The 633-nt window shown below is 59.4% G+C and carries 1 protein-coding gene; it reads left to right on the plus strand.

Features of this window, described 5'->3' with window-relative positions; all coding sequences use genetic code 11:
• Positions 1-633 (plus strand): hemagglutinin repeat-containing protein (locus EAE91_RS23660; RefSeq protein WP_214090563.1); only part of this gene is annotated, 633 nt, incomplete at both ends.

Genomic DNA, 633 nt, shown 5'->3' on the forward strand with positions numbered 1-633 from the left:
GTGACGACAAAGGCAATAATAATCTGGCCGGGATTAGCCTGTCCTACGGTCGCCAGTCTTCCCGTTCAGAACAGCAGCACCGCCAGACCACTCAACAGGGCAGCCATCTCGCTGCCGGGGATAACCTCAATATAACCGCCAAAGGGGATGGCAAAGGCGCATCAGGCCAGAATGGCGATATCCGCATTCAGGGCAGCCAGTTACAGGCGGGCAAAGACCTGCAACTCAATGCCAGCCGGGATATTCAGCTCTCCTCCAGCCAGAACACTGAACAGACTACCGGCAAAAACAGCAGCCACGGCAGCTCGCTGGGCGTGGGCCTGACCGTGGGACCGGGAGGCACCGGCCTGAACGTCTCGGCTAATGTCAGCCGGGGCAACGGCCGTGAAAACGGCAACGGCGTCAGTCATACTAACACCACATTACAGGCAGGACAGACCGTCGGGCTGAACAGTGGCCGGGACACCACGCTAAAAGGCGCTCAGGTCAGCGGCGAACAGATTACCGCCGAGGTGAAACGTCATTTGACATTAAGCAGCGAGCAGAACAGCCAGCGCTATGACAGCAAACAACAGAATGCCAGCGCCGGCGTCAGTGCCACCGTGGGTCCCCTCTCCAACGGTACCGCGAGCC

The organism is Photorhabdus noenieputensis (genome assembly GCF_018448935.1).
GTDB classification, from domain to species: Bacteria; Pseudomonadota; Gammaproteobacteria; order Enterobacterales; family Enterobacteriaceae; genus Photorhabdus; species Photorhabdus noenieputensis.